The organism is Microbacterium nanhaiense, assembly GCF_014646015.1.
In the GTDB taxonomy this organism is placed as follows: domain Bacteria; phylum Actinomycetota; class Actinomycetes; order Actinomycetales; family Microbacteriaceae; genus Microbacterium; species Microbacterium nanhaiense.
This window is the reverse complement of the sequence record NZ_BMMQ01000008.1, coordinates 50,457-72,616: the sequence shown is the minus strand read 5'-3', so window position 1 is coordinate 72,616 and position 22,160 is coordinate 50,457. Positions and strand designations below refer to the sequence as shown.

17 protein-coding genes and 1 riboswitch are annotated in these 22,160 nt (G+C 67.3%); of the genes, 11 read left to right on the top strand and 6 right to left on the bottom strand.

The features are described from left to right. Positions 1–7 precede the first annotated feature (7 nt). The 3 genes from IEX05_RS12315 (at position 8) to rplL (ending at position 1,896) form a co-directional block, all read left to right on the top strand. Positions 8–688: a YqaJ viral recombinase family protein gene (locus IEX05_RS12315; protein ID WP_188702293.1), complete on the top strand. Its 681-nt coding sequence runs from the start codon at positions 8–10 to the stop codon at positions 686–688. A 245-nt stretch (positions 689–933) separates the two neighbouring features. Continuing rightward, the gene (gene rplJ, locus IEX05_RS12310; protein ID WP_188702292.1) at positions 934–1,455 is read left to right on the top strand and encodes a 50S ribosomal protein L10; all 522 of its coding nucleotides are present in this window, start codon (positions 934–936) and stop codon (positions 1,453–1,455) included. Between the two features lie 54 nt (positions 1,456–1,509). Next, positions 1,510–1,896, top strand: coding sequence for a 50S ribosomal protein L7/L12 (rplL, locus tag IEX05_RS12305; RefSeq protein WP_188702290.1), 387 nt, complete (start codon positions 1,510–1,512; stop codon positions 1,894–1,896). A gap of 103 nt (positions 1,897–1,999) precedes the next feature. Here rplL and IEX05_RS12300 read toward each other — a convergent pair whose 3' ends face one another. Then, complete coding sequence (locus tag IEX05_RS12300; protein ID WP_188702288.1) at positions 2,000–5,467, bottom strand: sigma-70 family RNA polymerase sigma factor; 3,468 nt, start codon at positions 5,465–5,467, stop codon at positions 2,000–2,002. A 303-nt stretch (positions 5,468–5,770) separates the two neighbouring features. After that, on the bottom strand, positions 5,771–6,160 hold the full coding sequence (locus tag IEX05_RS12295) for an META domain-containing protein (protein ID WP_188702286.1): 390 nt from the start codon (positions 6,158–6,160) through the stop codon (positions 5,771–5,773). A gap of 350 nt (positions 6,161–6,510) precedes the next feature. Between IEX05_RS12295 and IEX05_RS12290 the strand changes: the two genes are divergently transcribed. The 3 genes from IEX05_RS12290 to IEX05_RS12280 all read left to right on the top strand — a co-directional run bounded on the left by IEX05_RS12290 (position 6,511) and on the right by IEX05_RS12280 (position 11,193). Continuing rightward, positions 6,511–8,793, top strand: coding sequence for a hypothetical protein (locus IEX05_RS12290; RefSeq protein WP_188702285.1), 2,283 nt, complete (start codon positions 6,511–6,513; stop codon positions 8,791–8,793). An 89-nt stretch (positions 8,794–8,882) separates the two neighbouring features. After that, a riboswitch (ZMP/ZTP riboswitch) is annotated at positions 8,883–8,970 on the top strand. Positions 8,971–9,010: 40 nt separating this feature from the next. After that, complete coding sequence (gene glyA, locus IEX05_RS12285) at positions 9,011–10,315, top strand: serine hydroxymethyltransferase (protein WP_188702283.1); 1,305 nt, start codon at positions 9,011–9,013, stop codon at positions 10,313–10,315. Continuing rightward, on the top strand, positions 10,312–11,193 hold the full coding sequence (locus IEX05_RS12280) for a bifunctional methylenetetrahydrofolate dehydrogenase/methenyltetrahydrofolate cyclohydrolase (protein WP_188702282.1): 882 nt from the start codon (positions 10,312–10,314) through the stop codon (positions 11,191–11,193). The genes glyA and IEX05_RS12280 overlap by 4 nt, the downstream gene beginning before the upstream one ends. A gap of 1,081 nt (positions 11,194–12,274) precedes the next feature. Here the strand turns inward: IEX05_RS12280 and IEX05_RS12275 are convergent. Continuing rightward, positions 12,275–13,714 (bottom strand): XRE family transcriptional regulator, encoded by a 1,440-nt coding sequence (locus IEX05_RS12275; protein WP_188702281.1) that lies wholly within the window; start codon positions 13,712–13,714, stop codon positions 12,275–12,277. A gap of 234 nt (positions 13,715–13,948) precedes the next feature. On the opposite strand from IEX05_RS12275, the gene IEX05_RS12270 reads away from it, so the two are divergent. Then, positions 13,949–14,701: a lytic transglycosylase domain-containing protein gene (locus IEX05_RS12270; RefSeq protein WP_188702280.1), complete on the top strand. Its 753-nt coding sequence runs from the start codon at positions 13,949–13,951 to the stop codon at positions 14,699–14,701. A 13-nt stretch (positions 14,702–14,714) separates the two neighbouring features. Here the strand turns inward: IEX05_RS12270 and IEX05_RS12265 are convergent, their stop codons facing one another. From IEX05_RS12265 to IEX05_RS12255, 3 genes are all read right to left on the bottom strand, one after another. Further along, complete coding sequence (locus IEX05_RS12265) at positions 14,715–15,755, bottom strand: NAD(P)-dependent alcohol dehydrogenase (protein ID WP_188702279.1); 1,041 nt, start codon at positions 15,753–15,755, stop codon at positions 14,715–14,717. Between the two features lie 63 nt (positions 15,756–15,818). Then, positions 15,819–16,586 (bottom strand): metal-dependent hydrolase, encoded by a 768-nt coding sequence (locus tag IEX05_RS12260; protein WP_188702278.1) that lies wholly within the window; start codon positions 16,584–16,586, stop codon positions 15,819–15,821. 137 nt (positions 16,587–16,723) lie between these two features. Next, positions 16,724–17,419 carry an NRDE family protein gene (locus IEX05_RS12255; protein ID WP_188702277.1) on the bottom strand — a complete coding sequence of 232 codons (696 nt, stop codon included), beginning with the start codon at positions 17,417–17,419 and terminating at the stop codon, positions 16,724–16,726. A gap of 107 nt (positions 17,420–17,526) precedes the next feature. Between IEX05_RS12255 and IEX05_RS12250 the strand changes: the two genes are divergently transcribed. The 4 genes from IEX05_RS12250 to IEX05_RS12235 all read left to right on the top strand — a co-directional run bounded on the left by IEX05_RS12250 (position 17,527) and on the right by IEX05_RS12235 (position 21,977). Next, positions 17,527–18,885 carry a bifunctional phosphopantothenoylcysteine decarboxylase/phosphopantothenate synthase gene (locus IEX05_RS12250; protein ID WP_188702276.1) on the top strand — a complete coding sequence of 453 codons (1,359 nt, stop codon included), beginning with the start codon at positions 17,527–17,529 and terminating at the stop codon, positions 18,883–18,885. 119 nt (positions 18,886–19,004) lie between these two features. Then, positions 19,005–19,610, top strand: coding sequence for a hypothetical protein (locus IEX05_RS12245; RefSeq protein ID WP_188702274.1), 606 nt, complete (start codon positions 19,005–19,007; stop codon positions 19,608–19,610). A 128-nt stretch (positions 19,611–19,738) separates the two neighbouring features. After that, positions 19,739–20,662: a DUF2971 domain-containing protein gene (locus IEX05_RS12240; protein WP_188702272.1), complete on the top strand. Its 924-nt coding sequence runs from the start codon at positions 19,739–19,741 to the stop codon at positions 20,660–20,662. A gap of 376 nt (positions 20,663–21,038) precedes the next feature. Continuing rightward, positions 21,039–21,977 (top strand): hypothetical protein, encoded by a 939-nt coding sequence (locus IEX05_RS12235; protein WP_188702270.1) that lies wholly within the window; start codon positions 21,039–21,041, stop codon positions 21,975–21,977. Positions 21,978–22,160 lie beyond the last annotated feature (183 nt).

The following is a 22,160-nucleotide window of genomic DNA, read 5'->3' as shown; positions in this document are numbered from 1 at the left end:
CGACATCATGTTGTCCCGGGAGCTGCAGGCGCGGATCGTCGCCGACTCGAGCGATCGGGTGGCGTGGCTCCGGGCGCGGTCGCAGGGAATCACGGCGACCGACGTCGCCCACCTGTCGACGCCCGCCTCGATCCTGCGGGCCGCGAAGCAGAAGCTGCAGCCGGCGGGCTTCTCGGGCAATGCGTACACGGATCACGGGCGCCGGCGCGAGCCGGAGATCGCCGCGTGGATCCTCGAGAACCATGGGATCCATCCCTCCGGGGCCCTGTTCCGCGCGGAGATCGAGAAGCGGCACCTCGCGACCCCCGACGGGATCGCGCAGGACGCCGAGGGCCGTGTCGTGCTCGCCGAGATCAAGACGACGAACAAGTCGTGGCGCACGATCCCGCGCCACTATCTCCGCCAGGTGTGGTGGCAGCAGCACGTGCTCGGCGCGGAGCGCACCCTCTTCGCGTGGGAGGAACACCGCGATTTCCGGCCGCTCCACGAGGAGCCGCGGACGATGTGGATCGACCGCGACGAGAAGGAGATCGCGAATCTCGTCTCGATGGCGACGCAGCTCATCGACGAGTTGTACCGGCTGACGACGGGGCAGAATGTGCCGCAGGACAACCTCTCGCCCCGCGAGCAGGCGATCCTCCGGGCGGCGACGCAGGACGCCTACCGCGCGCTCGCGCTCATCGACTGACAGCGGATCCCCAGTCGGCCCGGTTTGCGGATCCGGATCCCGGTGTCGTAGGCTTGTCGAAGCCGAAGACCGCCGGTCGTCGAGTGCGAAAGTTCTCGAACGAAGCGCTGCTAACGCAGGGGCCCGCGCAGGTGTACTGAGAATCTTTTGAAGCTCCGTGCGCTCTGCGCATGGGGCTTTTGTCATGTCAGCGGGCGGATCGGCCGGCACCTCACCTCCGTGAGGCGCCTCGTACGTATCAAGGAGTGGCCATGGCGCTGAAGGAAGCATCGGTCGCCGAACTCACGAACAAGTTCGAGAGCTCGACCGCCGTTCTGCTCACCGAATACCGCGGCCTGACGGTTGCCGAGCTCAAGGAGCTCCGCGACAGCATTCGTCAGGATGCGGAATACGCCGTGGCGAAGAACACGCTGACCAAGCTCGCTGCCGCTAAGGCAGGAGTCGAGGGCCTCGACGACAACCTCAAGGGTCCGTCGGCGCTCGCGTTCGTGCACGGTGACCCGGTCGCCGTCGCGAAGGGTCTGCGCGCATTCGCCAAGGCACACCCTCTTCTCGTGATCAAGGGCGGGTACTTCGATGGTGCCCCGCTCTCGGCTGAGGAAGTCAACAAGCTTGCTGACCTCGAGAGCCGTGAGGTTCTTCTGTCGAAGGTCGCCGGCATGATGAAGGCCTCGATGTCGAAGGCTGCTGCCGTCTTCCAGGCGCTTCCGTCGAAGACGGTCCGCACGGTCGAGGCTCTGCGCGAGAAGCAGGAGAACGCGGCGTAAAGCCGACGCGTTCACAACAACCACCTACCTACCTCTAACTACAGGAGATACATCATGGCGAAGCTCAGCACCGAAGAGCTGCTCAGCGCGTTCGAGGAGCTCACGCTCATCGAGCTCAGCGAGTTCGTGAAGGCGTTCGAGGAGAAGTTCGACGTCACCGCTGCTGCCCCGGTTGCCGTTGCCGCTGCGGGTGCCCCCGCCGCGGGTGGCGAGGCCGCTGCCGAGGAGAAGTCGGAGTTCGACGTCGTTCTCGAGTCGGCCGGCGACAAGAAGATCCAGGTCATCAAGGCTGTCCGCGAGCTCACCTCGCTCGGCCTCGGCGAGGCCAAGGCTCTCGTCGACGGTGCCCCCAAGGCCGTCCTCGAGGGCGTTGCCAAGGAAGCCGCTGAGGACGCGAAGGCGAAGCTGGAAGAGGCCGGCGCCTCGGTTACCGTTAAGTAATCTCAGCTTTTCACGCACGAAGCCCGTCGCTCCTTTTGGAGCGGCGGGCTTCGTCGTGTGTGCGCATCGCTACGCGTGAACGCAACCGCTGTGGTTCGGCTGCCTAGTTGGTACCGAGACCGATGACGTATCGGGGTGTGCATGCTTCCCTCGAAGCGACCTCGTTTGAGCCCTCACGCGCAACGACCTTGTACCGGTAGATCCCGGATGGGAGCGTGGCGTTGTCGGTGAAGGTGGTCGCGGTTATCGGAGCCGAATTGATCGGTTCACCCCACTCCGACACCGGCTGCCAACCGGGAGGTGGGACGGCCACGCGATAAACGTAGTATTCGACGGAGTCGGCGTTCTCTGCTGTCCACGTCAGGGTGCCATCCGCGTAGGCGGAGACATTCGTCAGAACCGGCGGTTCCGGCACGGTGTAGCTCTGAGCAGCCGAGCCCGCGGGCCACCTGACTCCCTCCACGACCGGGGCGACCGAAATCGCGTAGGTGCCGGGGCCAAGCGCCAGCTGGTACTCCGTGGTCGTCGAGGATCCGTTAACGCCGTCGTCGACATAAACCTCGTAGCCGTCGGCGCCGGGGATGGCGTCCCACGTGACCAGTCCGTCTGCCGTCACGTTGACGTTCTGCGGCTCCCCTACGACGCTTACCGCCGAACCTTCAGAAACCGGGCTGCGTCCGCCCTCGCCGATGGCGGTGACGTAGAAGTAGTACGTACCGGGAGCGAGCTGGATCGGACCGGCCTCGGTGCCGCTGACAGGGCTGCCGGGTGCGATCGTATTGGGACCATCGGCTGAGGTCGAGTACGACACTTCGTACGAGTCGGCACCGACAGACGCGTTCCATGTCACGCGAACGCCATCATCGCCCACCGTGGCCGTGACGTTCTCCGGTGCTGCGGGAGCGATGGAACGAACGGCGGACGCGCTCTTTTCGCTCTTGTTTCCCGCGGCGTCGACCGCGACGACTTCGTAGGAGTACTTTCCGGGGGCGTTGTGCGGATCCGTGTAAGTCGTTGTCGTGATGGCATCGGTGGTGATCTGCACGCCGTTGCGGTAGATGAGGTAACCGATCCGCTTGTCGTAGTCGGTCGATGGCTGCCATTCGAGTTCGCCGGCGTCGTTGACAACCAGCGATTCCGGGGTGCTGGGCGCGTAAACGTCATCGACCTTGATGTCGTTGGACCGACCCGCCGTGCTCTTGCGCTCGCCGTCGGTCGCCACGACGAGATACACATATGTGCCGGGCTCGAGCGGAGCATCGGCCTCGAATCGCGCGCCGAGATCTTCGGTTGACCCGAGGGGTTCGAGCGCATCGGGCGATGCGTCCGCGCCCTGAAGCAAGACGTCGTACCCGGTAGCGTCGTTGACGTCGCTCCACGTGATCGTGATGCGCTGGCCGCTGAGAGTGGCCTCGACGTCTGACGGAGCCTGCAGCTCCGGAGTCGGAGGTACCGTTGGTCGGGGCGTCTCGGTCGGCTCCGGTTCCACGGATTCCGTGGGGCCGGGCGTCGGCGTGAGGGTCGGTGTCGGCGTGGGTTCAGGCGCGGCCGACGGAGTGGGATCCGGGGTCGGCTGGGGAGTCGGAGTCGCAGTGGGCTCCGGCGTCGGCTCAGCGCTGGGGGTCGGTGCGGGATCCGGCGTCGGGGTCGGCGTGGGCTCGGGGCTCGGCTCGGGCGTCGGCACCGGCGTTGGCTCTGGCGTGGGCTCCGGGGTCGGCTCGGGTTCCGGGCTGGGCGGCGCCGGCTCCGGATCGGGCGTCGGCTCCGGGTCGGGCGTCGGAGTCGGCTCCGGCGTGGGCGCGGGGCTCGGTGCCTCCGGGCTCGGAGACGGCTGCGGCTGCGGCTGAGGGGCAGGCGTCGGAGTCGGAGTGGGAGTCGGCGCGGGGGAGGGCTCCGTAGGCTCAGAAGGCTCCGCCGGCTCGGCGGGCCGGCTCGGTTCCGCGGGCTCCGTCGTTTCCTCGGGCTCCGGACTGGGCGTCGGCTCGCTGCTCGCGGTCGGCGTCGGCGCGGGGCCGTCGAGCGCCGCGAGAAGCTCGTCGCGGATCCCGAGCCCTGACAGCGTCGCGCGTGCGGGCGGCTCCGCCGAGTTCGCGTAGAGAACCGTCAGCGTCACGTCCGCGCGCACCTGGGCCGGCGACAGCGCGAAAGCGAGATGACCGGATCCGTCGGCGCCGATTGTGGTGTCGTCGAGGCGCGCGCCGTCGACGGCCGCGATCGCCGCGGTCGCGGGCCGGTCGGCGGATCCGCCGGCGCCTACCGGATCCGAGGCGCCCGGCGCGTGCACGCTCGCGACGGCCCCGGGGATGCCAGTGATGTCGACGGCAACGGATCCGCGGGGTGCGTTCACGACCCGGGCGCCGGTGATGCCGAGCTGATGCGCGTCCTTGTCGAGGTCAGGGCTCGGCGATGGGGTGGGCGACTGCGTCGCGTCCATGGCCTCGGCGAGCTCGTCCGACGCCTCGATCGATGCGTCTCCTGGAGCCCCCGCGCCGAACGCTCCCGCGGCGGGAGACGACGCGCCGTTGTCGCTCCCGGGCAGGCCCGTGGCGACGGCGACGGCGATCGCGGCCGTCGCGAGGCCCGCCGTGATGATTCCGCCGAGCGTCCAGGTGGCTCCCGTGCTCGCGGCGCCGCCCGAGGATCCGCCGGATCCCGAGCCGGTGGACGCGAGTGCCGCGCCACCGCCTACCGCCGCGCCACCGATGGCGATGCCGCCCTCGACGACCTCCGGGGGCATCGCCACCAGGGCGATGGCCGCGTGCTCGCCACGCTGCAGCATCGCGAGATACGCGCCCGCGGCGGGAATCCCGATTGCGAGCGGAAGCAGCACCATCGCGAGGCGGCTGCCGACGTGCTGCGCCTCCTCGGCCACGATCTTGCAGCGCGTGCACTCCGCGAGGTGCGCGCCGAGGCGCTTGCGGTCGCGCGCGGCGAGGTTGCCGCGCGTGTGCGCGCCGAGGCGTTCGATCGCCCACTGGTGCTCGGATCCGTCAGCGACGTTCGCGAGATGCGCTTGGATCCACGCCTCGCGGAGCCCCTCGCGCGCTCGCGCCGCGAGCTGCGAGACCGCGACGGGCTTCATGTCGAGCAGGGGAGCGACCTCGCGCGGCTTGAGCTGCTCGATCTCGGTGTACCAGAGCACCTCCTGCCATCGCGTCGGGAGACTGCGGAAGGCCGAGTGCGTGATCCCGCGATCGAGGGCCGCCTCGGCGGCCTCCTCGGAAGAATCCGGATCCTCGATGTCGTCGGCGACTTCGATGGGAACGTCGCGAGCCTCGCGCCCCCAGCTCGCGGCGGTGTTGCGGATCGCCGTGAAGAGGTACGCGCGGAACGATCCGGTCGGACCGCCGCCGCGCTTTACCGTCTGGAAGATTTTTGTGTACGCCTCTTGAACGAGGTCGTCCGGGTCGATTGCCGAGCTGATGCCGCGCGCCGCGGCGATCCCGGAGCGGTAGTGACGAGCCCAGAGCTCGCCGAACGCCTCCGCGTCGCCAGAGCGTGAACGCAGGACTAGGTCGGCGTCAGACGCGCCATCGGCGTGATCGACGCCGGGCTCGAGCTGATCCGACATGTTCCCCCAGAGGTAAAGACCGCGTTAGATTCTCCTCCTCCTGGCCCCGAGATGCCAAGTGGGTGGTGATCTTCACAGAAAATTTGCCACCCGATCCGGGATTTTGGTGCGAGACGAGAAAATCGGCGAACTCGCGTCATAAAACGCACGGGTGCGCGTCTTGTGGGGTGAGAGAGGAATTCTCGGCATCCGGGGGGAGTAAGTCCGAGGCGGGTGCGGCGCCCTCGAGGCCCGCATCAAGAGAGGAAGGCCCGGGACGTTCGTGGAACATGGCCCGGGCCTTACCTATGTCTCATGGGGTGACTACGAGCGGGCGAGGGTGCCGATCTCGGAGCCGCTCTTGTCGAAGACGACGAGGGTGTCGCTGTCGAGCTTGACGGAGGTGGCGTTGCGCACCCACGTGTCGATGCCCGGGCACGCGCGCAGGGTCGATAGGCCCGGGTTGAGGACGAGCTCGTCGTCGCCGACCTCGTAGGTGCCGCGAAGCCCGTTGCACCCGTCAGATCCGCTATAGGTGCCGTCGTCGGCGAACTTCAGGAACGGCTCGCCCTTGTCGGTGCTCGCGAAGATCGCTCCGACGTACTCTTCTTCCTTCATCGGTGCCGCTCCTGCGTCGCTGTGGGTTGCGCATCCGGCCGCGAAAGCGGCGGGCGCGATGAGTGCAAGCGCTACTGCGAGGCGTCGCATGGTCATCCTGGCCTCCGGTCGTCGTGGTCCGGCTGGAACTCCAGGGTAACGCGGGGAAACGTTCTCGGACGAGGAATCGTCGACACGTGGGTGACTATATGGAGATATCCGGATACTGCCGGGGTGAAGGCCGGGTGAGAGATCCGCCCAGGCTGGTGCGTGACCTGGTCGTTATGTATGCTGGCAAAGCTTATGTCCGAGCTGAGGCCTTCCTGAGCGCAGGACGAGCGCAGTTCATATTTTGCGAGATGGCGGCACCACCGCCCGAAGGAATGGGGAGTTCCTTGCGATTCACTATCAACCGAGGGGCAAAGCTCGGTGCCTTTGGCGCCGCAGTTGCCCTCGTGGCGGGAGGCGTGGTCGCAGCACCCGCATTCGCCGCCGACGCCGCGCCGAAGGCTTCGCTCGACGCCGTCGCCGCCGAAGCGTTCCAGGTTCCCGGCGTTGTGGCCGTTGTGACCAACGGCAACGGCATCCAGATCAAGGTCGTCGACGAGTCCGGCGAGGGCGGTCTCACCGCGCTTTCGGCAACGTCTACGACTGAGGTTCCGAGCGCCGAGGCGATCGCCGCGAAGTTCTCGAACGTCACGGTCGTGCCCGGCGAGGAGATCAAGCCGCTGGCTGCCGACGACGTCGTGGGTGGCGCGGGCTACATGTCGCTCGACTCCGAGGGCAACATCAACGGTGCCTGCTCGATCGGCTTCACCGCGTGGAACCCGGCTGGCGAGCCGTCGCTCGTGTCGGCCGGCCACTGCCAGACCGAGGTTCAGGCCGGCGCGAACCCGAGCGTTCTCACCGCCCTGTCGCAGCCCTCGACCGACGAGGCCGTGGGTGGCCCGGGATTCATGCCGCTCGACGGCGAGGTCCTGGGTGAGTTCAGCTGGTCGCAGTTCGGCGGCCCGGGCAACTCGACCTACGACCCCTCGACCGAGGTCACGGAAGAGACCCTCGCCAACACGACCGACGTCGCGTTCATCGACTCGCTCAACGAGAAGTACAACACGCTTCCGGCCGTGACCGACTGGACGACGGCGGCGAGCGACGACCTCGCGGCATCGACCAACCCGGTCCGCGGCGTGCGCTCGGCTGAGGTCGGCGACGTCATCACGACGTCGGGTCGCACGACGGGCTCGCACCAGGGCACCGTCGTCGAGGTCGGCTACGGCAACATCGACGGTCACATCGTTTACGGCTTCGGTGCCGAGAACAACGGCAGCGAAGACTTCGCTATGCCCGGCGACTCGGGCGGCGGCATCCTCGTCGGCGACCAGGCCGTCGGAATCGCTTCCGGTGGTGGCGTGGGCAACTACGTTTGGGCCGCTGACCTGCCCGAGGCGCTCCGCGTCGCGAGCGCGAACGGCGCCAACTACCAGATCGCCCTCGACATCGCCGAGCCGGCGATCGCCGACGCGACGGCCGCGAAGGGCGACGTCTTCACGGGCACCGCTCCCGCGGGCTCGACCGTGACGGTCGCGGGTGACATCACCGCCACGGCCAAGGCCGACGACGCGGGCAACTTCTCGTTCGCCGCTCCGGCGGAGGTTGGCTCGTTCGACATCACGCTCTCGGCGAAGAAGGGCTTCGACACCTCGAAGACCGTGAAGGCGACCGTGAAGACGGTCAACGCCCCCGCCGCTCCGAAGTTCACCTCGCCCGAGGCGAACTCCGTCGTCGCCGACAAGGCGTCGAAGATCTCGGGTACCGGCGAGGCCGGCGCCAAGGTCACCCTCACGGGCGACGTCGAAGGCTCCGCCACGGTTGCCGCTGACGGCACCTGGTCGGTCGAGGCCAACCTCGGCGCGGGCAGCTACGAGGTTTCGGCCACGCAGACGCGCGACGGCATCACCTCGAAGAAGTCGACGCTGAAGTTCCAGGTCGTCGCGACCCCGGGTGCCCCGGAGATCACGAGCCCGGCGAACGAGTCGTCGACCACCGAGGCCGCTCCCTCGATCACCGGTACCGGTGTTGCGGGCGCGACCGTCACCCTGTCGGGCGACGCCGAAGGCACCGCCACCGTAGACAAGGACGGCAACTACTCGATCGCGACCGAGCTCGGCTTCGGCAAGTACACCGTCGGTGTCACGCAGTCGGTGAGCGGTCTCACGTCGGAGACCCGCTGGATCACCTTCTCGGTGGTTCCCGGTGCCCCCTCGATCGTCACCCCCGGTGACGGCGCCTCCTACGCCGAGGGCAAGCTCCCCGCTGTCATCGGTGAGTCGCCGCTGAACGGTGCGACGGTCTCCGTCAGCCTCGAGTCGGCAAACGGCAGCGGCCTGATCGGTGAGACCACCGTTGAGGGTGGCGCATGGATGGTCGAGTTCCCGGAGGCCCTCGCCGCCGGCGAGTACACCATCTCGGTGACCCAGAGCATCGACGGCGTGACCAGCTCGGCCGCCAAGTCGACCTTCACGGTCGCTGCGGAGAACGCCGGCAATGGCGGCGGTTCGGAGCCCACCCCGGCTCCGTCCCCCGAGCAGACCGACGAGCCGACCCCGGCTCCGACGCCCGGTGACAACGACGGCCTGGCTCCGACCGGCGCAACCCAGAACGAGACCGTCCTGCCCCTCGCGGGTGGTGCGGCCCTCCTGATGGTCGCCGGTGCGGCCCTCCTGATCGCTCGCCGCAAGGCCCGCGCCTAAGAGGATCCGCTAGACAGCCCGCGAGGCGGGACGAGGTGAACGCACCTCGTCCCGCCTCGCGGCTTTTTGCGCAGGCTCACAGGGTATGATCGAGCCGTCGCGACTGGCGCCCGAGGTGGGTCACCACCGGGAAGCGGCACAATGAACGGCATTCGACCGCGCGCCTGGGCCGAAGCGATTATCCACGATGTCCGCAGAGTCCGTTCTTGGAGCACGCATGACCGATTCGCTGTTCAACGCCCCCCTGACCGAGGTCGACCCCGAGATCGCGCAGGTTCTGCAGCGCGAGCTCGACCGCCAGCGCGGCTTCCTCGAGATGATCGCCTCGGAGAACTTCGTTCCCCTGTCGGTCCTCCAGTCGCAGGGATCCGTCCTCACCAACAAGTACGCCGAGGGTTACCCCGGGCGTCGCTACTACGGCGGCTGCGAGGAGGTCGACGTCGCGGAGAACCTCGCCATCGAGCGCGCCAAGTCGCTCTTCGGCGCGAACTTCGCCAACGTCCAGCCCCACTCGGGCGCCTCGGCGAACGCCGCGGTGCTGCACGCCCTCGCCCGCCAGGGTGACACCGTGCTCGGCCTGTCGCTCGACCACGGCGGGCACCTTACCCACGGCATGAAGATTAACTTCTCGGGCCGCCTGTACGACATCGTCGCGTACGGCGTCGACCCCGAGACCTCGCTCGTCGACATGGACGAGGTGCGCCGCCTCGCCCTCGAGCACAAGCCGAAAGTGATCATCGCGGGATGGTCGGCGTACACCCGACAGCTCGACTTCGCGAAGTTCCGCGAGATCGCCGATGAGGTCGGCGCGTACCTCTGGGTCGACATGGCGCACTTCGCCGGCCTCGTCGCCGCGGGGATCCACCCCAGCCCCGTCCCGCACGCCCACGTCGTGTCGTCGACGGTGCACAAGACCATCGGCGGCCCCCGCTCGGGCTTCATCCTCTCGAACGACCCCGAGATCGCCAAGAAGATCAACTCGGCCGTCTTCCCCGGCCAGCAGGGCGGCCCGCTCATGCACGTGATCGCCGCCAAGGCGACCGCGTTCAAGCTCGCCGCGACGGAGGCCTTCGCCGACCGCCAGCGCCGCACGGTGCGCGGTGCGCAGATCCTCGCGGAGCGCCTCAACCAGGCCGACGTCGCGGAGGCGGGTATCACGCTCCGCTCCGGTGGCACCGATGTGCACCTCGTTCTCGTCGACCTGCGCGACGCCGCGATCAACGGTAAAGAGGCGGAAGACCTTCTGCACGAGATCCGCATCACCGTGAACCGCAACTCGGTTCCCAACGACCCGCGCCCGCCGATGGTCACCTCGGGTCTGCGCATCGGTACGCCGGCGCTCGCGACCCGCGGTTTCGGTGACGAGGAGTTCACCGAGGTCGCCGACATCATCGCGCGCGTGCTGTTGCCGAACCCCGACCTCGAGGCGCTGCGCGCCCGCGTCGCGGTGCTCGCCGACAAGTTCCCGCTCTACCCCGGCATCGAGCAGGCCGGCCAGGGCTACGCGGGCAGCGCGGCATGACCGCGCAGGTTCTCGACGGGCGGGCCGCCTCGGCGGCCATCAAGGAGGAGCTGGCGGAGCGCATCGCCGCGCTGAAGGCGCGCGGCGTCACGCCGGGCATCGCGACGGTGCTCGTGGGCGCGGATCCGGCCTCCCAGCTCTACGTCGGCATGAAGCACAAGCAGTCCGAAGCGATCGGCATGAACTCCATCCAGCGTGAGCTCCCCGCGGACGCCACGCAGGAGGACGTCGAGGCGCTGATCGACGAGTTGAACGCCGACCCGACGTGCCACGGCTACATCGTGCAGCTGCCGCTGCCGAAGCACATCGACACGGACCGGGTGCTGGAGCGGATCGATCCGGCCAAGGACGCCGATGGCCTGCACCCGACCAACCTCGGCAAGCTCGTGCTCAACGTGAACTCGCCGATCAGCACCCCGCTTCCGTGCACGCCGCGCGGCGTGATCGAGCTGCTGCTGCGCAACGGCTACGACCTCAACGGCAAGCACGTCGTCGTCGTGGGGCGTGGCGTGACGATCGGGCGCCCGATGGGGCTCCTGCTCACCCGTCGGGACATCAACGCGACGGTCACGCAGGTGCACACGGGTACGCCGGACATGTCGCCCTACCTCCGCCAGGCCGACGTCATCGTCGCGGGCGCGGGGGTCAAGCACCTCATCAAGGCCGACGACGTCAAGCCCGGCGCCGCGATCCTCGACGTGGGTGTGACCCGCGAGACGGATCCCGAGACCGGCAAGAACAAGGTCTACGGCGACGTCGACCCGGCTGTCGCCGAGGTCGCCGGCTACCTCTCGCCGAACCCCGGCGGCGTCGGCCCGATGACGGTCGCGCTGCTGATGACCAACGTGGTCGAGGCGGCCGAGCGCTCGCTCGCGTAACTCACCAAGGGGGCGGATCCACGGATCCGCCCCCTTTCGCGTACCCGCACGGATCTCGGAGAAATCACGAGTCTCGGATCCCTGGGGTGGATTCGTCCGATTCTCGTGATTTTTCCGAGTTTGGTGCGTGCCGGCGCTCCGCGCGGCGGCGCACGGTTCTCGGATCCATGGGGTAGGTTCCTCCGGATCTCGTGATTTTCCCGAGTTAGGTGGGCGTGGATCCGCCCACCGCCTGGCTGCCCCGGCACGGATCTCGGAGAAATCACGAGTCTCGGATCCCTGCGGTGGATTCGTCCGATCCTCGTGATTTCTCCGAGTTTCGTGCCTTCCGGGCCGCGGGCTCGCTCGGCCCGATGCGTACGCGCAGCGCGCACCAAACTCGGAGAAATCACGGATCTCGGATCCCTGGTGTGAAATCTCCCGATTCTCGTGATTCTTCCGATTCTCGTGCGTGCGGGCCCGCCCGCCGCCTCGCTGTCCGCAGCACGAACCTCGGAGAAATCACGAGTCTCGGATCTCTGGGGCGGATTCGTCCAAGTCTCGTGATCTATCCGAGTTTGGTGAGTGCGAATCCGCCTCCGCGCGGCCGCGCGGCGCACGGAACTCGGAGAAATCACGGATCTCGGATCCCTGGCGTGGGATCTCCCGATTCTTGTAATTCTTCCGAGTCTCGTGCAGCCGGGACCGCGGCCTCCCCAGCCGGGGCGCATGCGCATGGCGCGCCAGACTCGGAGAAATCACGGACCTCGGCTCCTTGGCGTGGGATCTCCCGATTCTCGTGATTCTTCCGCTTCTCGTGCGTGCGGATCCGCCCTCCGCCTGGCTGTCGGCCGCACGAAACTCGGAGAAATCACGGATGTCGGAGCCCCGGCACAGATTCCTCCGATTCTGGTGATTGTTCCGAGTTTCGTGCAGCCGGGGCCGCGGACTCCCCGGCCGGTGTGCGCGCGCAGCGCGCACCAGACTCGGAGAAATCACGAATCTCGGATCCCTGGGTCGGAATCTCCCGATTCTCGTGATTTTTCCGAGTTTCGTGCACGCGGCGCACCCGCACGCGCACCCGAACCTGGGACCCCGGGCCTCAGTCCGCGTGGCGCTCGAGGAAGTCGAAGACGTCGGTCTCGCTGACGCCCGGGAAGCGGCCGCGGGGGAGAGGGCTGAAGATGTGGGTGTGCACGCGGGCGCTCGGCCATGCCTTTTCGCCCCAGCGCTCGAGAACCTCGGGTGCGGGCTTGCGACAGCAGTTCTCGTCGGGGCAGGTCGAGACCTCGCGAGCCTGCGTCTCGCGCCCGCGCCAGAACCGCGAGTCGTCGAAGGGAACGCCGACCGTGATCGAGTGTTCACCGACGTCGGCGGCACCGGTTTGCGTCGCGCACCAGAACGTTCCGGCGGGGGTGTCGGTGTACTGGTAGTGCTCGGTCGTGCGGTTCTGGCGGTCGAAGGCGCGGCGGGCCGAGAACTTGCGGCAGGCGATCTGGCCCTCGACGGCGCCCGTGACGTCCTCCGGAACGGGGAGGCCGTCGTTGACGTACACGCGCTCGATCTGACCCTGAGCGCCGACGCGCAGGAAGTGCAGCCGCATGCCGAGGTGTTCGGTCATGAGGTTCGTCATGCGCATGCCGGCCGACTCGTGCGTGACGCCGAAGGCGTCGCGGAAGTCTTCGACGGCGAGGTTGCGGTCCTTCTTCGCCTGCTGCAGGAACTCGACCGCCGGGGTCTGCGGGATGAGGCAGCAGGCGGCGAAGTAGTTGATCTCGAGCCGCTGTTCGAGGAAGTCCGCGTAAGAGGTCGGCGGTTTGTGCCCGAGGAGCCGGTGCGCGATCGCCTGCAGCGCCATCGAGCGCAGGCCGTGGCCTCCCGGGATCGACGCCGGCGGCAGGTAGATGCGCCCGTGTTCGAGATCTGTGATCGACCGCGTCGAACTCGGCAGGTCGTTGACGTAGATCAGCTGGAAGCCGAGTCGCTCGGCCATGATGCTCACGGTGCGGTGCGTCAGCGCGCCGCGCGTGTGCCCCGCGGCCGCGAGCTGCTCCTCCGCGAGGCGTTCGATCTCCGGAAGATAGTTGTTCTTCTCGCGCATGCGGATCCGCAGCTCGGTGTTCGCGCGGCGGGCCTCCTCCGGCGTCGCGTTCGCCTCGCGGTCGCGCCGCTGCAGCTCGCGGTGCAGGCCCAGCACGGTCTCGATGGCCTCGTCGCTGAGGCCCTTGGTCACCTTGATCGGCGGCACGCCGAGCTGGAGGAAGGAATGGGTCTGCTGGGCCTTCTCGAGCTCGATCTCGAGAGCCGCCCGCCGGTTCGGGGGCTCGTGAGAGATGAGGTCGCCGACCGTGGTGTCCGTCGCCTCGGCGATGGCCTGCAACAGGGTGAGCTTTGGTTCGCGCTTGCCGTTCTCGATAAGGCTGAGCTGACTGCCGGCGACGCCGACGAGGGCGCCGAGCTCGTCGAGCGTGAGGCGCTTCTCGAGGCGGTGGTGGCGGATCCGATGGCCGAGCGTGGTTAGCTCGATGCGCGAGGGGGTCATTCCTTCACAATATCGAAAGAATCAGATTTATTACCAGTGCCCACGTCGGTAAGCGCTCTCCGTCATGAGCGATTCTTGAATGGAGGGAAACCTCAAGCGGACTCTCGAAGTGCATTCCGACCGCACTCGGATCCTTCGAAGCGCTGGACGGACCGCACGCCGACCACGCTGACAACAGCCGCCCCACCGATCCGGGGCGGCTGTTGTCATATCTTCGTCCCTCACAATAGACGGGTGGGGGTAAAGAAGGCCATCGGCGTCACGGCCGTCGCCGTCGCCGTGCTTGGCGGCGTCGGCGCCATCGGCGTGGGCGCCGTGACCTGGCTAATCTCGTGGATCGAGCCGCCCGACTTCTCCGGCATCGATGCGCTGGCGGAATACACCCCCGAGGCGGTCGAAACCGCCGCGACCCCTGCCGTCGCGGGAGACGGCGCCTGGCTCGAGCAGACGGCCGAGGCGACGGGGATCCCGCGCCGGGCGCTGTCCGCATACGTCGCGGCCGCCAACCGCGCGGGAGCGGACGGGTGCGAGGTCGGCTGGAACACCCTCGCGGGCATCGGGTGGATCGAAAGCCACCACGGCACCCTGCAGGGCGGATCCATCGACGCCGATGGCGTCGCGCGCCCCGCGATCATCGGCATCCCGCTCGACGGCACGAACAACACCATGGAGATCCGCGACACCGACGGCGGATCCTTCGACGGCGACACCGTCTACGACCGCGCCGTCGGCCCCATGCAGTTCATCCCGGAGACCTGGCGGATCTGGGGCGTCGACGTCTCGGGCGACGGCGTCGCGGATCCGCACAACATCGACGACGCGGCGGCGACCGCGGCGCGCTACCTCTGCCGGCTCGACGGCACGCTCGCGAGCGACGAGACGTGGATCCGCGCGATCCGCTCGTACAACGACACGCTCGACTATCAGACGAAGGTCGCGACGAGGGCCGAGCGCTACGCCCGCGAGGCCGACATCCCCGCCGCGTAGCGCTCGGCGCGTTTCACAGCGTCGCGGTGTCGATGACGAAGCGGTATCGCACGTCGCCCGCGACCGTGCGGTCGTAGGCCTCGTTGATCTGGTCCGCCGAGATGAGCTCGGTCTCGGGCGCGATGCCCTTCTCCGCGCAGAAGTCGAGCATCTCCTGCGTCTCTTTGATCGAGCCGATGTTCGACCCGGCGAGCACCTTGCGGCCGCTGATCACCGAGCCGATGTGCATCGACAGCGCCTCCGGGGGAAGCCCGACGTTGACGAGCGCGCCGTGCGGGCGCAGCGTGCGCAGGTAGGCGTCGATCGAGAACGGCGCGCTGATCGTGTTGATGATGATGTCGAAGCTGCGCTTCAGCGACTCGAGCGCGCCGTCCTCACCCGTGGCGACGTGACGCACGGCGCCGAAGGCGAGCGAGTCGTCCTTCTTGGCATCGGTGCGGGACAGCACCGTGACCTCGGCTCCCATCGCGACGGCGAGCTTGACGGCCATGTGGCCGAGACCGCCGAGACCGACGACCGCGACCTTCTTGCCGGGGCCCGCACCCCAGGTGGCGAGCGGCGAGTAGGTGGTGATGCCGGCGCACAGCAGCGGCGCTGCCTTCTCGTAGGGGATCGACTCGGGCACGCGCAGCACGAAGTCCTCGTTGACGACGACGTGGGTCGAGTATCCGCCCTGCGTGATCGTGCCGTCGACGTCGACCGAGTTGTAGGTGCCGACGTTGCCGTTGGAGCACAGGTGCTCGTCGCCGTCGCGGCACTCGTCGCACTCGCCGCACGAGTTCACCATGCAGCCGACGCCGACGCGGTCGCCGACGGCGTGCTTCGTGACGGCGGATCCGATTTCGACGACCTCGCCGACGATCTCGTGACCGACGACCTGCGGGAAGGTGATCGGGCCCCACTCCTCGCGCACCGTGTGAATGTCGCTGTGGCAGATGCCGGCGTATCGGATGGCGATGAGCACGTCGTGCGGCCCGACGTCGCGGCGCTCGATCTCGAGCGGGCTGAGCGGTGCGGTGGCGCTGGTGGCGCCGTAGGCCTTAACGGTGAGCATGGGGTCTCCTGTCGTCAGGGTGGTGGGTGAAGGATCGCGGGATCCGCGGGCCCGCCTGCAAATCTACGCGCTCAGGGAGCCGAGGAGCTCCGCGCCGGCGCGGCCGAGGATCCACAGCGCGAACACGCCGAGAGCGAGCGACAGCACCCACTCCCTCCGGGATCCGGCGTTTCCGAGCAGGGGCAGGGCGAAGGATCCCTTGCGCGGCCAGAGCTGCCGCACGAGCGGCATCCGGCGCAACGCGGCCGGCCGGCGCATCATCACCGGCCACAGCCAGGGAACCCCGCCGGTCGTGAGCGTGTCGCCGACGAGGTGGGCCAGATACCCCACGCCGATGCACGCCGGCAGCCAGCCGAACTCGTCGGGGAAGAACCACATCATGGCGGCCGCGGCCGCGACGCCGACCATCCACGAGGCCACCCAGCCCCTGACCAGTCGCACGCACTTGGTGCCGACCGCGATGCACACGGCGGCGGCGATCGCCGGGCCGAGGGCGAGCGGGGTCTGCCACCCCGCGGGCGTCCAGGTGACGAAGCTCAGGGCGATCGCGGCGATCATCACGCCGAGCACGGCGACGAGCGAGTGCATGCCCTTGCGGTGTCCGCCCGTGAGGCCGCCGACGGCGCCGGCGATGACGCGGCCGCCGGGGAGCCCGGCCGCGACGGTGGACGACGGGTGATCCATATCGGGCAGCAGCGCGGCGCCCGCGCAGACGGCGGCGCCGGTGATGACGCCGATCGGATCCACGGGCGCCCAGCCCATGGTCGGCGCGATCAGCGTGACGGCGCCCCAGGCGGCGGCGCCCGATATCGCGTGCGAGGTACCCATCATGATGACTCTCCTTGGGGTGGGGTATCGCGGCGACGCTGGCGCGGTGACAAGCCCGCGAGATCGCAGCGATTTCGCGAGATCGCACCGAAATGGGTGCGCTCTCGCGAAAAGGGGGAGATCTCGCGGACCGAGGGGGCTTACGAGAAGGCGAGCGGGGAGGGGTCTCCGGGGGTCGGCAGTTCCGCGTAGCGGACCTCGGCGCGATCCGGGTGGACCTCGGCGAGGCAGGCGAGCGTCGTGAGCGTCGGCCAGCCGTGCGCACGATTGTCGCGAATGATCGCCCGGTCGTCGTCCGGCCCGACCTTTTCGGTACGGATCAGCAGCTCCGGCCAGATCTCGAACGGTGCGGCCTCGAACTCACCCCGCCACTGCGTGATGCGCGCCGTGCGCGGGTCGTCGACGTCGTGGTGCGCCAGCATGTGCGTGCCGGGCGCGAGCGTCTGTGTGCGCAGCAGACCGGATCCCTCCCACGAGGTGACCGCGGCGCCCAGCCCGCCGACGATCTTCACGAGGTTGAAGCCGCGCATGCGCCCGACCTCGGGGATCTCGCCCCGGAGGGCGTCGAGCGGCAGCTCGCCGCGCGAGGCGATCTCGGCCTCGGGCAGCTCGGGGGATCCCTCGCGGTTCAGAACCACGGCGAGGCGGCCCGCGCCGGGATCCGCCGCCAGCCATGCGCCGCCGGCGCGGCGATCGCGCACGCCGATGACGCCGGGGCGGTCGCCCCACCACGCGCCGAGCGGATCCCACTCGCGGCTCGGATCCTCATCGCGCACCGCGAGCAGCTGAATGGGGCCCTCGGGGCTCTCGGGAACGCGGATCACGACGGTGCACATCTCTTCCACTCTACGCGCACGCGAACAACAGTTCGATGAATTCCGGCGCCATGTCGCGTTCATTCGTACAAATTTCGTTCGTCGGGGGCGGGTGGCATGATGGGCACATGTTCATCGTCGTGGGCGTGACCGGCGGCATCGCCGCATACAAGACCGTGCAACTCGTGCGCTTGCTCGTGAAGGACGGCCACGACGTGCACGTCGTGCCGACCGAGAACGCGCTGCGATTCGTCGGGCAGCCGACGTGGGAGGCGATCAGCCGCAACCCCGTGACGACGAGCGTGCACGACGACGTCGCGCGCGTGCGCCACGTCGCCCTCGGCCAGCGCGCCGACCTCGTCGTGATCGCGCCGGCGACCGCGAACACCATGGCCAAGATGACGGCGGGCCTCGCCGACGATCTGCTCGGCACGACGCTCCTCGCGACGCGGGCTCCCGTGGTCATCGCGCCCGCGATGCACACAGAGATGTGGCAGCACCCGGCAACGCAGGCCAACGTCTCGACGCTCGTCGAGCGCGGCGTGCACATGATCGGCCCGGTCGCCGGCGAGCTCACGGGCGGTGACTCCGGGCCCGGCAGGATGGCGGAGCCGGAGGCCATCTACGCGGCCGCTGCGCGCGAGCTCGCGCGTCTCGCGGATCCGGGCACCCCCGACCCCGCCGTCCCGGGGGAGGCGCCGCGCGCCGTCGCGGGATCCGGCATCCACGCGCACGGGGACCCAGACGCATCCGCGCACGGTCACGCGCACGAGTTCGGCGCGTGGCGGGCCCAGGAGCAGGACGGCGCGGGAGCGCTCGACGCGTTCGCGGAGGGGCAGCGGTGGCTCGTTACGGCGGGCGGCACGCGCGAGCCGCTCGACCCCGTGCGGTTCATCGGCAACCGCTCGAGCGGCAGGCAGGGCGTCGAGGTTGCGCTCGCCGCGGCGGCGCGAGGCGCCGAGGTGACCCTGATCGCCGTCAACGTCGACGCCTCCGTCCTGGCGGCCGTGACGCCCGAGATCGAGGTGATCGGCGTCAGCACGACCGCCGAGCTCGAGGAAACGGTCGCGACGGAGGCACCCTCGCGCGACGTCGTCGTGATGGCGGCGGCGGTGAGCGACTACCGCCTCGCCGAGGTCTCGAATGAGAAGCTCCGCAAGGAGAACGCCGACGGCACCCTCACGCTCACGCTCGTCGAGACGAACGACATCCTCGCGGGGCTCGCCGCGAACAAGCAGGACGGGCAGATCGTCGTCGGCTTCGCCGCCGAGACCCCGGGCGACACGACGCTGACCGAGCGCGCGATGGCGAAGCGGCGGCGCAAGGGCTGCGACCTCCTCGCGGCCAACGAGGTCGGGTGGAACACGGGCTTCGAGCGCTCCGACAACCACCTGATCGTCGTCGATGAGCACGGCGTGGTCGCCGACGTCGCAGGGTCGAAGCGCGAGACCGCCGAGGTGCTCGTCGACGCGATCCTGGCGCGCTGACGGGAATCCGGCCCGCCAGCCGCGACGCGGCGCCCGACCGCGCGACTGAAAATCGTGCCATCCACCTCTATAACGCCGACGGCCTTGGCGCCGTCGTCTACTCGTATCTCCAACAAACGGTGCTCAACTTCCGCGACTTTCTGTTTGCGGTCGGCGGCAAGGACATCGCTGAATCGATCACTTGGGACCTTCTTCCGCTCGGGGCAACCACTCCAGCCGAGGCCGTGCAGTTCATGCGGGTCGATTCCGACGCGCGAGCGGCACCAGCCATCGATAGTTTTCTCGAAGAACTCCGCAAAGGGATCGAGAGCGTCGAGCGGGCAGGCGGCGACACCGGTCGGATTTACACTTACTACGACGTCAACCTGCATAACAAGAAACAGGCGAGCGCAGCCGATCTGTCGGTCGCGGTGAACCAAAGCGCGGAAGGTAAGGCGGTGACGCATACCTATGATCCGAACACCGGACACCCGTGGAACGCCACGGCACTGCTGGAGAAGGTCAACGCGAAGCGTAAGACCGGACGAACGCTGAACGCGTACGACAGAGATGCAGCCGTGTGGTTCGGCAAATTGAAAGAAGACAAGCGATATGCATGGAAGCATGACACTGCGGCGAGCCACGTCTACTCGAACGAAGCAGTTGCCTACCTAGCAAGCAGAGACGACGCTCATTTCGATGAAGCGCGCAAGCATTACAAGTCGCGAGATCGCCCACTGCGATGAACGAAGCTTCGGCGAACTGGGGCCGATCTGTACCGGCAGATCCGCTGATGCCCTGAACCGTCCGCGCCCAACGCTCACTTCCCCGACCATGGCGGCAAACGGCCACCAAGCCTTCGAAAGGCAAACCCATGACCCGAAAGCTGTACAAGTACTTAGGCCCCGAACTTGCAGGTGTAGCTCTCTCACACGATGGAGCTACCATAAAGTTCTCCCTGCCGAGAGAGTTTAATGACCCTTTCGAGCTGTTTCTCACCGTAGATCACAACTCTTCGTCGGCAACCCTCGCTTTCTACGAGGAAGTGATGGGGGAGATACTAGATATGCCCACAACATGCTTCTCGAGCAACCCCGATGTGGTTCCGATGTGGGCCCACTACGGCCAGAACGGTCAGGGGTTTGTCATCGAGGTGGACGAAGACATTCTGCATGCTGAGCTCCGCAACGACGGCGTCATTCAGGACGTAACATACCGCGACACGATCCGCGATGAAATCTCAGGGTCGCTCGCGCGGGCGCAGTATCGCCAGAAGCCCAGAGACATCTACTTTCTCCGCAATAGCGTGTACAGCGCCGCCTACTTTACAAAGGCTACGTGTTGGTCTTACGAGAAGGAAAGGCGCCTCGTTCTGAACGATGCGACCAGGCTTCTCCAAAAGGGTGGGGCATCGATCCTTCCGATCTCGCGCCAGTGCGTGACCGCGGTGATCCTCGGTCCGAATGTAGATGCTGACACGGAGTCGAAACTGCGCTTGCTCGCAGCCGAGATTGGTTGCGAAGTGTACAAATGCAGGATCGGGCGCACCAGCATCACTCCCTACTTCACGGATTCGGGTGGCTCGGCTTGTGTCTTTGTGGACGGCGCGATCTCAGAGGCTGCGAACTCCTGCCGATCCTGCGGTGAACCTCTCGGACAGGGCGATCACTGTTCATGGTGCAGAATCCAGGAAGAGGATCGGCGCACTGCGGCAGCGAGTAACCCCTGGCGATTGCTTGAAGCAACAGGACTCTTGCAGGATTACATAAGTTCGATGGACTCCATCGGCAAGAAGTAGTCGATCTCAAGCATGGGTCCTTTGCGGCTCACGTCCTCGAACCGACGCAAACAAAGTTGGCGATGTTCTCACCGTGATCGACGTGACAACGACATGCCGTTTCCCCGTGACGCGCCTTCGAGCTCTGTTGACCAAGTCTTTGGGAGTTGAGCAGGCGCGCGTCGGTCTCTGGCTAGAACGTCTTGCTCTCTTAGGCTCTGTGCCGGTAGTTCCGTGCTGAAACCATGCCAAACCAGCCGCGACTTCCCCAAAGCGGGTTGGCCAGCCATAGCGTCCGACAAGTGCGAGTTTACGACGCGTCCTGAGTCCTTGAACTGTGCGCTAGGGTCTGTCCGAACCCGGCGTTTCATCCATCGACTCAAAGGCTGTCAAATCCATGCTCGCTCATCCGCTACAGTCGGCCCTTGATCGGGCGACGACTGCGACCTACACGGTCGTAGACCTGATCGACATCGCCAGAAGTCGCAAGCCCTCTGGGAGCGGGCGTGAAGGGCGCCCCGACGCCCGCCAAGAGTCACTCTACAGAGCCGTGATCGCCTCGACGATCGCGGCGGTCGAGGAGACTTTTGAGGCCCTGACAGTTGCCGCTCTGGCAAGTCTCGGCACGCCCGCGCTGGCACTCAATCGGCTTACGACAGCAATCGGAAAGGCGATGCAGTCACCTGGCCCCCAGAACCTGGACAACCTGCTAAACGATTACGTCGACTTCACCCCGAGCGAGCATTGGCGCGCACACCTTGCGTTCTCATCGCCTGCGTATCGACGGTCAGATCTCGCAGACAAGACCTTGGACTACCGGTTGATCTACACGGCCTACGCCGGATTTCGAGAGTTCGCGGAGGATGAAGCTTCAGACGTGTTGGGGCGATTCGTCAAGATTCGTAACTCGTTTGCCCACCAAGACGTCTCGACGCTGATATTCCTCAAGTCACAACAAGCCATGCTTCGGAACCTTCGAACCCGAAAGGCTGCCTCCGCCGACGAGCGCCTGTTCGTCGAGGCGATCTCCGCAACCTGTGCGGTCACTCTTGATGCTCACTCATCCGGCATGACCGATCCAGTCGTTAGATGGACCATTCATGAGACTCACGCGGTGAACGCGCTACTCATGTACATCGGACTGGTAATTTCGACCACCGATGCTCTCGCGCTCCACCTGGAGTCAACCGCCGGAGTTGCGATCTCGAAGTACGACAAGTTGGTACTCCGCGTTCAGGACGGTCGTTGGTGGGATTGGAACCATGGCCACACCTTTGCCTCGACTAACGTCGGCTTCGAACTGACCCCTTATCGACCTGGAAGTAGATCTGCCTAGCCCCGCTGTGCCGGTTCTGTGCCGGTAGCTCCACTGATACCACCCTCAATCAGCCGCGACCAACCACGACGGCATCCGCGGAATCACGCGGCAAATGGCGATCAACGAGCACCCACTACCCCACCGCATCCAACTTCAGACCGCGCGGTGTCCGACCGTGCGTAGCCCGACCGCGCGGTGCCC